The 12,575-nt window shown below is 27.0% G+C and carries 13 protein-coding genes; 12 read left to right on the top strand and 1 reads right to left on the bottom strand.

Going from position 1 to position 12,575, the window contains the following annotated elements; all coding sequences use genetic code 11:
- Positions 1–5 precede the first annotated feature (5 nt).
- Complete coding sequence (locus tag LPB136_RS04755; protein ID WP_072555031.1) at positions 6–473, bottom strand: GNAT family N-acetyltransferase; 468 nt, start codon at positions 471–473, stop codon at positions 6–8.
- Positions 474–712: 239 nt separating this feature from the next.
- On the opposite strand from LPB136_RS04755, the gene LPB136_RS04750 reads away from it, so the two are divergent.
- From LPB136_RS04750 to LPB136_RS04695, 12 genes are all read left to right on the top strand, one after another.
- Entirely contained in the window at positions 713–1,567 is an 855-nt protein-coding gene (locus tag LPB136_RS04750) for an ABC transporter permease (protein ID WP_072555030.1), read from the top strand.
- 1 nt (position 1,568) lies between these two features.
- Positions 1,569–2,870: an ABC transporter ATP-binding protein gene (locus tag LPB136_RS04745; protein WP_072555029.1), complete on the top strand. Its 1,302-nt coding sequence runs from the start codon at positions 1,569–1,571 to the stop codon at positions 2,868–2,870.
- Positions 2,860–3,666 carry a glycosyltransferase family protein gene (locus LPB136_RS04740; RefSeq protein ID WP_072555028.1) on the top strand — a complete coding sequence of 269 codons (807 nt, stop codon included), beginning with the start codon at positions 2,860–2,862 and terminating at the stop codon, positions 3,664–3,666. The genes LPB136_RS04745 and LPB136_RS04740 overlap by 11 nt, the downstream gene beginning before the upstream one ends.
- On the top strand, positions 3,653–4,510 hold the full coding sequence (locus LPB136_RS04735) for a glycosyltransferase family 2 protein (protein ID WP_083426180.1): 858 nt from the start codon (positions 3,653–3,655) through the stop codon (positions 4,508–4,510). Before LPB136_RS04740 ends, LPB136_RS04735 begins: the two co-directional genes overlap by 14 nt.
- The gene (locus tag LPB136_RS04730; protein ID WP_072555026.1) at positions 4,500–5,753 is read left to right on the top strand and encodes a glycosyltransferase family protein; all 1,254 of its coding nucleotides are present in this window, start codon (positions 4,500–4,502) and stop codon (positions 5,751–5,753) included. Before LPB136_RS04735 ends, LPB136_RS04730 begins: the two co-directional genes overlap by 11 nt.
- Positions 5,746–6,648 carry a glycosyltransferase family 2 protein gene (locus tag LPB136_RS04725; protein ID WP_072555025.1) on the top strand — a complete coding sequence of 301 codons (903 nt, stop codon included), beginning with the start codon at positions 5,746–5,748 and terminating at the stop codon, positions 6,646–6,648. The genes LPB136_RS04730 and LPB136_RS04725 overlap by 8 nt, the downstream gene beginning before the upstream one ends.
- Positions 6,649–6,753: 105 nt before the next feature.
- Positions 6,754–7,422 carry an acylneuraminate cytidylyltransferase family protein gene (locus tag LPB136_RS04720; RefSeq protein ID WP_072555024.1) on the top strand — a complete coding sequence of 223 codons (669 nt, stop codon included), beginning with the start codon at positions 6,754–6,756 and terminating at the stop codon, positions 7,420–7,422.
- Entirely contained in the window at positions 7,415–8,461 is a 1,047-nt protein-coding gene (locus tag LPB136_RS04715; RefSeq protein WP_072555023.1) for an N-acetylneuraminate synthase family protein, read from the top strand. The genes LPB136_RS04720 and LPB136_RS04715 overlap by 8 nt, the downstream gene beginning before the upstream one ends.
- A gap of 45 nt (positions 8,462–8,506) precedes the next feature.
- On the top strand, positions 8,507–9,442 hold the full coding sequence (locus tag LPB136_RS04710) for a glycosyltransferase family 2 protein (RefSeq protein ID WP_072555022.1): 936 nt from the start codon (positions 8,507–8,509) through the stop codon (positions 9,440–9,442).
- A gap of 29 nt (positions 9,443–9,471) precedes the next feature.
- Complete coding sequence (gene neuC / locus LPB136_RS04705; protein ID WP_072555021.1) at positions 9,472–10,596, top strand: UDP-N-acetylglucosamine 2-epimerase; 1,125 nt, start codon at positions 9,472–9,474, stop codon at positions 10,594–10,596.
- A complete protein-coding gene (locus LPB136_RS04700) occupies positions 10,596–11,981 on the top strand; it encodes a hypothetical protein (protein ID WP_072555020.1) in 1,386 nt (461 codons plus the stop codon). Before neuC ends, LPB136_RS04700 begins: the two co-directional genes overlap by 1 nt.
- Entirely contained in the window at positions 11,982–12,575 is a 594-nt protein-coding gene (locus LPB136_RS04695; protein WP_072555019.1) for an acyltransferase, read from the top strand.

The raw sequence follows: 12,575 nt of genomic DNA, 5'->3' as shown, positions 1-12,575 counted from the left end.
ATTATTTACAGTGTTAAAAGCATCTTAATATCGGAACGCTCATAATGAGAATCGGTTTCTAAAGGAATCTCTTTAAAGCCTACTTTATGGTATAAGTTTATTGCTGCTTTTAAACTTCTGTGCGAATATAAAGTAACACTTTTCCATTGTTGTTTTTTAGCAAAATTGATACAGAAATCCATTAGTTTTAAACCAATTTTTAAACCTTGGTATTTTGGAGAAACTGCCATTTTACTCAATTCAAAAAATGTTTTTTGGTTGATGAATGCTACAACACCCGCTACTTCATTGTTATACTTGGCAACAAAAATAAAGCCACCGTTATCAATAATATATTCTTGTGGATTGCTTAAAACCTTTTTATCATAAGGTTCTACATAAAAATATTTTTCTAACCATTCTACATTTAAATCGTGAAATGCTTTAGCGTGTTTTGGTTGAAATGCTATAATTTCTAAGTTAGAGTTTTCCATAATTAATAAGCTTGCGTTAGGGATTGAAACGGCATCCTTTTGTGTTTACAAAAGATAGAGTGTAAAGCCCGACTTTTATTTTTTTGTTTTGAAAAATAAAAGTAACGCTAAAATTAAATATGTACTATTTATAGCTATTATTTTTTAAAAAAAAGACTTGAATAAAATTAGTAATTCATAATTTAAATTATATTTGTATTTAATGAGTATAATTCAAAATTATTATCCCCTAAATAATAATGAAAAAAAATGATTGGCTTTTTGAAATTACGCCCAAAACAAACTTATTAGACTTAAATCTAAAAGAAGTTTGGCAATATCGAGATTTGCTTTTTTTGTTTGTAAAAAGAGATGTAATTACAGTTTACAAGCAAACTATTTTAGGCCCACTTTGGTACATTATTCAACCATTATTTACTTCCATAATTTTTACTTTGGTTTTTAATAATATTGCTAATATTTCTACAGGAGAGGTTCCTTCATTTTTATTCAACTTAGCAGGAATTACAGCTTGGAATTATTTTAAAGATTGCTTAACTAATACTTCGGATACTTTTAAAAAGAATGAAAATATTTTTGGAAAAGTTTATTTTCCGAGAGTAATAATGCCGATGTCTGTAGTGGTTTCAAATTTATTAAAATTTGGGATTCAGCTATTGATATTCGCTTTTTTTTATGCTATTTATGCTTTTAAAGGGATGGAAGTAAATCTAAATTGGCAAATTATTTATTTACCATTTTTGGTTATTTCTATGGGATTGTTAGGCTTAGGATTGGGAATGGTAATTTCTTCTATGGTTACAAAATATAGAGATTTAACCTTTTTAATTGGCTTTGGTGTGCAATTATTAATGTACTTGTCTGCGGTAATGTATCCGTTAGAAATTGTTAAACAGAAAGCGCCAGAATATGCTTGGATTGTTGAATATAATCCTATGACAACGGTTATAGAAACTTTTAGAAATATTGTTTTAGGAACTGGGGTTGTCTCTATTTTACAACTTGTGTATATGGTTTCAATTTCAATAATTATTTTTTTATTAGGGTTGCTTATTTTTAATAAAACTGAAAAAACCTTTATTGATACTATTTAAGATGAAAGATGATGTAATTTTAAAGGTTGAAAATTTATCTAAACAATATCGTTTAGGAACGGTTGGTACAGGAACTATAAGCCACGATTTAAATAGATGGTGGGCAAAAATTAGAGGAAAAGAAGATCCGTATTTAAAAATAGGAGAAGCTAACGATAGAAGTGCTAAAGGCTCTTCGGAATATGTTTGGGCATTAAAAGATATTAATTTTGAAGTTAAACGAGGTGAAGTTCTTGGAATTATAGGTAAAAACGGAGCAGGAAAATCTACACTTCTAAAAATATTATCTAAAGTAACAGGACCAACAACAGGAAGTATAAAATCTAAAGGAAGAATTGCTTCTTTGTTAGAGGTTGGTACCGGTTTTCATCCAGAAATGACTGGTAGAGAAAATATCTTTTTAAATGGTGCAATCTTAGGAATGACCAAAAAAGAAATAGCGTCTAAATTAGATGAAATTATAGATTTTTCTGGTTGTGAACGTTATGTAGATACGCCAGTAAAACGGTATTCTAGCGGAATGAAAGTACGTTTAGCTTTTGCAGTTGCTGCACATTTAGAACCCGATATTTTAGTGGTTGATGAAGTTTTAGCTGTTGGAGACGCAGAATTTCAAAAGAAAGCAATTGGTAAGATGCAAGATATTTCTCAAGGAGACGGAAGAACGGTTTTGTTTGTGAGTCATGATATGATGGCAATTCAAAATTTATGTACAAGACTAATTACATTAGAAGATGGAAAAGTGTCTTTTGAAGGAAATGTAGAGAATGGAATTATAAAGTATTTAAATAAAGAATCTTCTATAAAAAAATATGAAAACTTAATTGATTTAAAATTTAGAAGAGGAGATAAATCTGCCAAATTTAAAAGTATAAAACTATCTAGTTTGTATAAAGGTGTTTTATATAACGATATAAATAAAGTATATTCTGGTAGTGAAAAGGTATTTATAGATATTGAAATTAGTAATTTTAAAGAATTAAGAGAAGTTTTTATTTCATTAGATATTTCTGACGCAATGAATAACCCTGTTTCTAATGTAAGTAACGAGTTTACGCAACAAAAAATAATTTTAAAAGAAGGAAATAATAAGATTCAGTTTGAAATTGCTAATTTTAATTTTAGAGCAATGGATTACTGTCTTTCTTTATGGGGAGCAGATGCTAAAAATAATGTTTTTGATTTCTTAAAAAATGAAATTATCTTTTCTGTAATAGAAACAGATTTTTATAACACCAATAAAGTACCTAGAGGTAAACAACATGGTTATTTTTTATTAAATAATAAGGTTTATGAGAAGTAATTTTTTGAAACTATATATTAAAAAGAAGTTATTTATTTGGTGGGATTTTTACAATAGTAATTTTAATAAAATAGTAAGAGAACAAATTAAAGATTACAAAAAAATACCAATTGTAATAATAAATTTTAATCAATTAGAAAATTTAAAAAAACTTGTTTCATTTTTAATAAAATTCGAATATAATAATATTGTAATAATAGATAACTTATCAACTTATCCACCTCTATTAGAATATTATTCTGAAATTGAAAATACAGTCTCTGTATTAAAAAATAAGAAGAATCAAGGTCATAGAGTTTTTTGGAATAATAAAGAATATTTTAATTTTTATGGAAAAGGTTATTATGTTGTAACAGATCCAGATGTTATTCCTATAGAAAAGTGCCCTCAAGATTTTCTATCTTATTTTAAGAAGAAGTTAGATAGTAATAAAGATATAACTAAAGTTGGTTTTAGTCTTAAAATAGATGATTTACCAAATCACAATTCTAATAAGGAAAAAGTAATTAATTGGGAAAAAAAATTTTGGGTTGATAAAGATTTAGAAGAAGATTATATAGCAGATATAGACACTACTTTTGCATTATATAGGCCAAAACAAACATTTAAATTTAATAATTTCTATAGAGCTATAAGAACCAAAACACCCTTTTTAGCAAGACATATGGGTTGGTACTTAAACAATAAAAATCTTACTAATGAGGAGATTTATTATATGAAAACAGCAAGTAAATCTGGATCTTGGAGAGTTGATGAAAATGGAGTTTTAATTGAGAAGCATTATGATGAAAAATAAAATAATAGATGTTAGTATAATATTTGTTAATTATAATACAGCAAAACTTACTTGCCAAGCAATAGCTTCTGTTATAAAAAACACATCAGGTATTTTATATGAAATAATTGTTGTAGATAATGACTCAAAAGATGAGTCTGTAAAGCTTATATCTGAAAGTTTTCCATCTATAAAATTAATAGAAAATAAAACCAATGAAGGTTTTGGAAGAGCAAATAACGTTGGTCTTAGAATTGCAAAAGGAAAATATTGTTTCTTGTTAAATACAGACACATATTTATTAAATAATGCGATTAAGATTTTATTTGATTTTATGGAGAGTGCTAAAAATAAAAATGTTGCAGTTGTAGGAGGTATGTTGTTTAAACAGAATTTAGAAACAAATGTTTTTGCAGGTAGCTTTCCAGATTATCAAAATTTCATTAATAATTCATTTTTAAAACACTTTTATAAATATAAGAAACCTAGAAGTATAAATAATATACCTAGACCTCCTAAGACTTCTATTGAAGTTGACTATGTATCTGGAGCAGACTTTTTTGTCAGAAAAGAAGTGTTAGATAAAATTGGTGTATTTGATAAACGTTTTTTCTTATATTTTGAAGAAACAGAACTCTGTTTTAGAATAAAACAAAAGTTACCAAATACTAAGTGTATGATTGAACCAAAAGCAGAAATTGTGCATATAAGTCAGGGTTCTAATAAAGACACTGCAAGAAATTTAAGGTTTAGAAAACAATTTATAAAAAGTAAAGCAATATATTATAGTATAACAGAAGGCTTGTTCAAAGGTTTTTTGTTTAGAATAGTTTCATTAAAAAGGTTGTATTTTAATGAAAAATAATACAGTAAAATCAGTTCTAATCTTATCTGAATCTATAGATGTTAATGATAGCAGTGGCTCAAAAGCCAATGTTGCTTTAATTAACAATATTTATAAATTAGGCTATAAGGTAAAAGTTTTACATTATTCTCGGAAAGAAATACGTTTAGATAATAATATTGAATGTGTAAATATTAAAGAAACAAAGTTTTTTATAAACTATCTTTTAAGCAGAACACAAAGAGTTATAAGTAGAGTTTTAAAAGTTGATATGTCTAATTTTTTAGAAAATATATTTGGACATTCATTTACTTTTTTTAATGATACTAAAAGTATTTCTAAGGCATTAAAAGAACATTATAACTCAGAAGATTTAATTATCACTTTAAGTAAAGGCGCTAGTTTTAGACCACATTATGCAATGTTAAAGTTACCAAAGTTGCAAAACAAATGGTTAGCTTATGTGCATGATCCTTATCCGTTTCATTATTATCCAAGGCCTTATAATTGGGTAGAAAAAGGATACAAATTTAAAGAAGCATTTTTTAGAGAAGTATCAGAAAAAGCAAAGTATTCTGCATTTCCAAGTTTGTTACTAAAAGAATGGATGGGAAGTTATTACCCAAACTTTCTTAATACAGGTGTTATTATACCACACCAAAATATAGAAAGTAATAAGTTGGCTGATATCAATTTACCAAATCATTTTAATGCTACTAAGTTTTCATTATTACATGCGGGTAATTTAATGAAACAAAGAAGCCCAAAAGGTTTAATTGAAGGGTATTTAAAATTTTTAGAAAACAATAAAGAAGCTAATAATACTTCTCAATTGTTATTAATTGGGCCAAATAGTTATCATAAAGAATATTTAAGCACAATAAAAAATGATACAATTTATATAGATGGATATGTAGATTTTGAAATTATAAATGAACTTCAAAAGAAGGTATCTGTAAATATTATTTTAGAATCAAAATCGGAAATTAGTCCATTTTTACCGGGTAAATTTCCGCACTGTGTTTCAGCAGATAAACCAATATTATTATTAGGGCCACATTATAGTGAAACGAAACGCTTATTGGGAAATCAATATAAATTTGTATCGGAAGCAGATAATGTTGAGCTAATAGCGCAACACATTGAAACGTTATACTTAAATTGGTTAAAAGGCGAAAATCAAAAATTAAATAGAAAAGATTTAGAAGATTATGTAGATGTTCAGTTTTTAGACAAACAACTTAAAACTATAATTAATGATTAAGTTTTCTATTGTAATCACTACAAAAAACCGAATTAACGATTTAAAATTCACTTTAAATTCTCTTAATAGTTTATTAGAAAGAGAAGATGTAGAACTTTTAATTGTAGATGATTTTTCTTCAGATGGAACTCAAGATTTTTTAAAAGAATCCTATAAAAAACATACTTTAATTTTTAATGATAAAAGCCTTGGTTTAATCTATAATAGAAATGTTTTAAATAGCTTATCTAAAGGTAATTATGTTATTTCTTTAGATGATGATGCTAATTTTTTGTCCGATAATGTTTTAGAAAATATAGAAGATTATTTTCTAAAAAACTTAGAATGTGGTGTTATAGCTTGTAGAATTTTTTGGAGCAAAAATTTGCCTTTTAAAACAGCAAGTAAAAACACACCAGAAAGAGTTAAAGGTTTTGTAGGTTGTGGACATGTTTGGAGAAAAGAAAGTTGGGAATCAATACCAGAGTATCCTGCTTGGTTTCAGTTTTATGGAGAAGAAGACTTTGCATCCTATCAATTGTTTAAAAAAGATATTGAAATTCATTATGTACCAAAAATATTAGTGCACCATAGAGTAGATAATAAAGCAAGGAAAAAGACAAAAGATTATAACCTTAGGTTAAGGAGGTCTATTCGATCAGGATGGTATTTGTATTTTCTTTTTTATCCAAAATCAAAAATCCCTAAAAAGATTTTATATTCAATTTATATGCAGTTAAAATCTAAGGTTTTTAAGGGAGATTTTAGAGTATTAATAGCCTTATTACAAGCAAAAGTAGATTTGTTTCTTAACTTGCCTAATATTTATAAACTTAAAAATAGATTTACTAAAAAGGAATTAAAAGAGTATCAAAAATTATCACCAACAAAGATTTATTGGTCTCCAGAAAAATAATTATGATTTTTACAATAGCAGAAATAGTACGTCTAGTTTGTTAAGGATTAATCATAATAAAAAAATAATAATTAACCATTAGAATTAATGTTTTAGATGAAAACGATGAAAAACGCAGTAATAATACCTGCTAGAGGAGGATCCAAAAGATTACCTAATAAGAATATAATGTTGTTAGAAGGAGTTTCATTAGTGGCACATAGTATTAATTTTGCTAAAGAGAATAGTGGTCTAAATTTAGATATTATAGTATCTACAGATCATCCAGAAATAAAAAAAATAGCATTAGAACATAATGTAACTGTGGTGGATAGACCAAAAGAAATTTCTGGAGATTTGACACCATCTGTCGCTGTAATGAAACATAGTATAGAGGTTTTAGGAAAAAAATATGATAATGTAATTTTATTACAACCAACAAATCCATTAAGGCCTAAGAATTTATTACAAGATGCTTTTAAAATTTTTACAGCAGGAAATTTTGGTAGTCTTATGACTGTTAGTAAAAACAAACATAAGCTAGGAAAGATTATAAATAATAAATTTGTACCATCTACTTATAAACCCGGACAACGCAGTCAAGATTTAGAACCTTTATTTTTTGAAAATGGTTTGCTCTACATTACAAAAGTAGAACATATTTTAAATGACAAAATTATTACAGAAGATGCATTTCCAATGGAAATTAATCATCCATTTGCTAGTATAGACATTGATACACAAGAAGATTTTGATTTTGCAGAATACCTTTATAATAAACACAAAAATGAATAAACCATATATAGAAATTGCAGGTCGTAAAGTTGGACAAGATTTTCCACCTTTGGTTATTGCAGAAATTGGCATAAACCATGAAGGTTCTTTGCAAATAGCAAAGGAAATGGTAGATGCAGCGCATAGAGCAGGTGTTGAGGTTATAAAACATCAAACGCATATTGTAGAAGATGAAATGAGTGGTGCAGCTAAAAAAGTAATTCCTGGTAATGCAGATGTTTCCATTTACGAAATTATGGAACGTTGTTCTTTAAATGAAGAAGACGAACTAGTTCTTAAAAATTATGTAGAATCTAAAGGAATGATTTTTATTTCTACACCATTTTCTAGAGCAGCAGCAGAACGATTGAAGAAATTCGATATTCCTGCTTATAAAATAGGCTCTGGAGAATGTAATAATTATCCATTATTAGAACATATTGCACAATTTGGAAAGCCAGTAATTTTAAGTACAGGAATGAATACTATTGAGAGTGTAGAAAAAGCAGTCGCTATTTTTGATAAACATAAAGTGCCAGTTGCTTTATTACATACTACAAATTTATATCCAACACCTACACATTTAGTGCGTTTTGGAGCCATGATGGAACTGCATGAAGCATTTCCAGATAAAGTATTTGGTTTAAGTGACCATACTTTAAATAACAATGCTTGTTTAGGAGCAGTAGCACTTGGAGGTTCAATTTTAGAACGTCATTTTACAGACCACATGCAACGTACAGGTCCGGATATTGTTTGCAGTATGGATGAGCAAGGATGTAAAGAATTAATAATTGGAAGTGCAGAAATGGCATTAATGCGAGGAGGTACAAAACAACCTGCAAAAGAAGAGCAAGTAACTATAGATTTTGCTTTTGCAACAGTTTGTACTATTAAACCAATTAAAAAGGGAGAGGTTTTTACCAAAGATAACATTTGGGTTAAAAGACCAGGAACTGGTGAGATTTTAGCTGAAGATTTTGATAATGTTTTAGGGAAAATAGCTAAAGAAGCTATTAAAGATGATGAACAATTAACATGGAGCTTAATAGAATTATAAATATTAAAGATGAATTTAATATTATAATAAATAAAGTGTAAAAAAATGAAAAGTAACCCTTTAGTTTCTATACTAATTCCTATTTATAATAGAGTTTATTTAATCGAAGAAACTTTAGATTCTGTTATATCACAAAGTTATACAAATTGGGAATGTATTTTGGTTGATGATGGAAGTACAGATGGAACTATTGATTTATTAGAAAAATATCAAAAAAAAGATGATAGAATTAAAATATATAAACGCCCTAGTAATTTAATTAAGGGTGCAAATAGCTGTAGAAATTACGGTTTTTCTGTTGCAAAAGGCGATTATATTAATTGGTTTGATAGTGATGATATTATGTATCATAAATTTTTAGAATTGAAAGTAAACTGTTTTTTAAAAAATAAAAATATAAACTGTGTAATATCTAAGACTGAATTTTTTAAAGATCTTATAACTAATATAATTGGACAAGAAAAGAGAACCGTTAACAGTTCTAATTTATTAGAAGATTTTGTACAATTAAAATGTAGTTGGTATGTATGTGACCCTATGTGGAGTAAAGCATACCTTAATAATAAAACGTTAATGTCAGAAAAATTATTAAAAGGACAAGATAGAGATTTTCATATAAGAATGTTAATGAAAAGTGATATAAGAATATGTTTTTTAGATGATTTTTTAGTTGGTTATAGACAACATTCTGATACAATTTCTAATAATTTTTCTAAAGATGTAGCATTAAGTATTCATAATGTTTTAAAGCAAAGAATTATTAAATTAAAAGAATATGGAGTATCTGTTAATACATTGATGTTTGTATATATAGAACTATATAAAAATTATAGATCCTTAAGAACCAATGAACTTGATATCTTAAAATTTGTATTTAATAACCCTTTAAAACATAAGTTATATTTTATTTGGTTAATAAAATTTATCACTGCAAGTATTAGTTATAAATTTATAGGAAAAGGAGATTCTTTATTAAAATAATTTTGAAAAAAAAGTAGTAAGCATAATCAATGTCAAATAAAAAAATAGCATTTTTAACAGGCACCCGTGCAGATTTTGGTAAAATAAAATCGTTAATAGAAATTATTGAGGTTCAAGAAAATTTTGAAGCTCATATTTTTGTTACCGGAATGCATATGTTAGAAGATTATGGTTATACACTTATTGAAGTAGAACGTTGTGGTTTTAAAAACATCGCTACATTTAATAACCATACACATGAAGCCACAATGGATTTAACTTTGGCTAAGACTATTTCAGGTTTTTCGGAATTTGTTAAAAAAACTAAACCAGACTTAATTGTTATTCATGGAGATAGAGTAGAAGCATTAGCAGGAGCAATTGTTGGGAGTTTAAATAATATTTTAGTAGCACATATAGAAGGAGGAGAATTATCTGGTACAATAGACGAACTTATTCGTCATGCAACTAGTAAAATGAGCCATATTCATTTTGTAGCAAATGAAAAAGCAAAAAAACTCTTAAAACAAATGGGGGAATTGTCTGAATCTATTTATACTATTGGTTCTCCAGATATTGATATAATGTTTTCTAATAATTTACCAGATTTAAATACCGTAAAAACATATTATAACATTCAATTCTCTAACTATGCAGTAGCAATGTTCCATCCTGTAACAACAGAGTATAATAACATAGAATTATACTCTAATAACTTTGTTAAAGCCTTAATTAAAAGTGAAAAAAACTACGTAGTTATTTTTCCTAATAATGATTTAGGAAGTAAGGTTATAATAAATACTTACAAAAAACTTATGAAAAATGACCGTTTTAGAGTATTTCCATCTGTTAGATTCGAATATTTTTTAACCTTACTCAAAAATGCAGAATTTATAATAGGAAATAGTAGTGCAGGCATTAGAGAAGCGCCTTACTATGGTATTCCTACTATTAATATAGGAACTAGGCAAGATAATCGTTCTGCTTTAGAATCTATCATTAACACTAATTATAGTGAGCAAGAAATACTAGATGCAATAACAAAAAGTAAAATTAGTACACCAATAGAAGTTAAAGCATTTGGAACAGGTAATAGTGCTCAAGCATTTTTAAATACATTAAAGATGGAATCTTTTTGGGAAACTAATCACCAAAAACAATTTATTAAATTATAATGAAAAAATTAGGGTTAGTTATAACAGATGGTGTAGGTTTTAGGAATTATATTTTAAGTAATTTTCTAGAGGAAGCTACAAAAGAATTTGATAGCATTGTTATATTGTCCTGCTTGCCAGCTGAGGTTTATAAAGGACACACAACATGTAATATTATAGAATTAGAAGTTTTTAATGAACAATATAAAACATGGTTTTTTAGAAAAACTAAAGAAGTAGCACATTTAAAATTACATGCAAAAGGAAATTTTGGAATTCAGCATAACTTAAGTATAAATAAATCTAAATTAAAAACCACAAGAGGTTACGGTACACGATTAATTTATAAGTTTACTCGTTTTTTTCATTCTGAAAAAAATATTCAAACCTATCAGAAATTACAAAACTTTACATTTTCGAGAAATAGAATTACCAATCAATATCAAGATGTTTTAAAACAAGAAAATTTTGATTTATTATTTTTTACACATCAAAGACCTCCTTATATAGCTCCTTTAGTTTATGTTGCTCAAAAACTAAAAATAAAAACAGCAGCCTTTATTTTTAGTTGGGATAATTTAGCTTCAAAAGGTAGAATGGCTTCAAATTTTGATTATTATTTAGTTTGGAGTAATTTAATGAGAAAAGAATTAAAACACTTTTACTCCGAGATTAAAGAAGAAGAAATCAACGTAATTGGAACACCACAATTTGAACCATATGCAATGGACAAGTACAAAATTGATAGATCAAGTTTCTTCAAAAAATTTAATTTAGATACTACTAAAGGCATAATTTGTTATAGTTGTGCAGATAAAAGTATTGGTGCAAATGATAGTGTTCATATTGCCTCTGTAATGCAATATCTTATTAATAATCCAAAATTAAATTTACAACTTTTGGTTAGAACTTCACCAGCAGAAGATGGTTTAAGATTTGAGGAAATTAAAAGTAAATTTCCAGAAATTATATGGAATATTCCTAAGTGGGAATTAGCAAGAAACAATCATGCAGAATCTTGGTCGCAACGTATTCCATCAATTGAAGATGTTAAAGATTTAAGGGCGTTGTTAGAATTTTCTGATTTAAACATAAATATGTGTTCTACTATGGGATTAGATTTTTTGTTATTTGATAAACCTGTTATTTATACTGTTTTTGGTAATGAAGAAAATGGGCTTTATAATGATCAATTGTTTTTAAAATATGCACATTTAGAACATGTTATAAATAGTAAAGCTATTACAATTGCAAAAAATGAAGAAGAATTACATGAACAAATTAAAGAAGCATTAACCCAACCTAATTTAAGGAAAGCGTATAGAAAAAATCTAATTGATTTAGAAATAGGAAAACCTTTAGAAGGTACAAGTAAGAGAATAGTTGAAGCTTTAAAATCATTCTAAATGAAAAAAATATTTTTTGCTATTGTAAAAAGACTTCCATCAAATAGTTTGAGGGTCTTTTTTTACAGATTCTTTTTAGGATATAAAATAGGAAGTAATGTTAAAATTGGTAAATGTGTTATTAATGCAAAAAAAGTTGAAATTGGTAATAATGTATTAATTAGAGGCAATAATAATATATCTTGTAACATTTTAAAAATTGATAACGGAGTTAGTATTCATAGCGGGAATAAAATAATAGGTTCGGCTAATTTTACAATAGGTAAAAAAAGTAGAATAATTAATGACCATTTTATAGACTTATACAATAATGTAACTATAGGAGAAAACACATGGTTAGCAGGGAAAAATAGTCAGATTTGGACACATGGTTCTATTCATACTAAATTAGATAAGGATCTTACTGTTTTTATAGGAAATAATGTTTATGTAGCGTCAAACGTATCTATAGCACCAGGAGTTAAAATTGGAAATGTAAATTTAATAGGCCTAGGTAGCGTAGTGACTAAAAATTATTTAGAAACAAATAGTATTATAGCTGGTAATCCTGCTAAAGTTGTTAAAAATAATATAGATTGGAGGAAAGAATGGTAG

This window comes from Tenacibaculum todarodis (assembly GCF_001889045.1).
Lineage (GTDB): Bacteria > Bacteroidota > Bacteroidia > Flavobacteriales > Flavobacteriaceae > Polaribacter > Polaribacter todarodis.
Note: the sequence above shows the minus strand (reverse complement) of the source record. Positions and strands in the feature narration are given on the sequence as shown.

Bases quoted from the DNA above. Each gene is read 5' to 3' on its own strand.
- LPB136_RS04755 (WP_072555031.1), bottom strand. From the start codon at position 473: ATGGAAAACTCTAACTTAGAAATTATAGCATTTCAACCAAAACACGCT.
- LPB136_RS04750 (WP_072555030.1), top strand. From the start codon at position 713: ATGAAAAAAAATGATTGGCTTTTTGAAATTACGCCCAAAACAAACTTA.
- LPB136_RS04745 (WP_072555029.1), top strand. From the start codon at position 1,569: ATGAAAGATGATGTAATTTTAAAGGTTGAAAATTTATCTAAACAATAT.
- LPB136_RS04740 (WP_072555028.1), top strand. From the start codon at position 2,860: ATGAGAAGTAATTTTTTGAAACTATATATTAAAAAGAAGTTATTTATT.
- LPB136_RS04735 (WP_083426180.1), top strand. From the start codon at position 3,653: ATGATGAAAAATAAAATAATAGATGTTAGTATAATATTTGTTAATTAT.
- LPB136_RS04730 (WP_072555026.1), top strand. From the start codon at position 4,500: ATGAAAAATAATACAGTAAAATCAGTTCTAATCTTATCTGAATCTATA.
- LPB136_RS04725 (WP_072555025.1), top strand. From the start codon at position 5,746: ATGATTAAGTTTTCTATTGTAATCACTACAAAAAACCGAATTAACGAT.
- LPB136_RS04720 (WP_072555024.1), top strand. From the start codon at position 6,754: ATGAAAAACGCAGTAATAATACCTGCTAGAGGAGGATCCAAAAGATTA.
- LPB136_RS04715 (WP_072555023.1), top strand. From the start codon at position 7,415: ATGAATAAACCATATATAGAAATTGCAGGTCGTAAAGTTGGACAAGAT.
- LPB136_RS04710 (WP_072555022.1), top strand. From the start codon at position 8,507: ATGAAAAGTAACCCTTTAGTTTCTATACTAATTCCTATTTATAATAGA.
- neuC (WP_072555021.1), top strand. From the start codon at position 9,472: ATGTCAAATAAAAAAATAGCATTTTTAACAGGCACCCGTGCAGATTTT.
- LPB136_RS04700 (WP_072555020.1), top strand. From the start codon at position 10,596: ATGAAAAAATTAGGGTTAGTTATAACAGATGGTGTAGGTTTTAGGAAT.
- LPB136_RS04695 (WP_072555019.1), top strand. From the start codon at position 11,982: ATGAAAAAAATATTTTTTGCTATTGTAAAAAGACTTCCATCAAATAGT.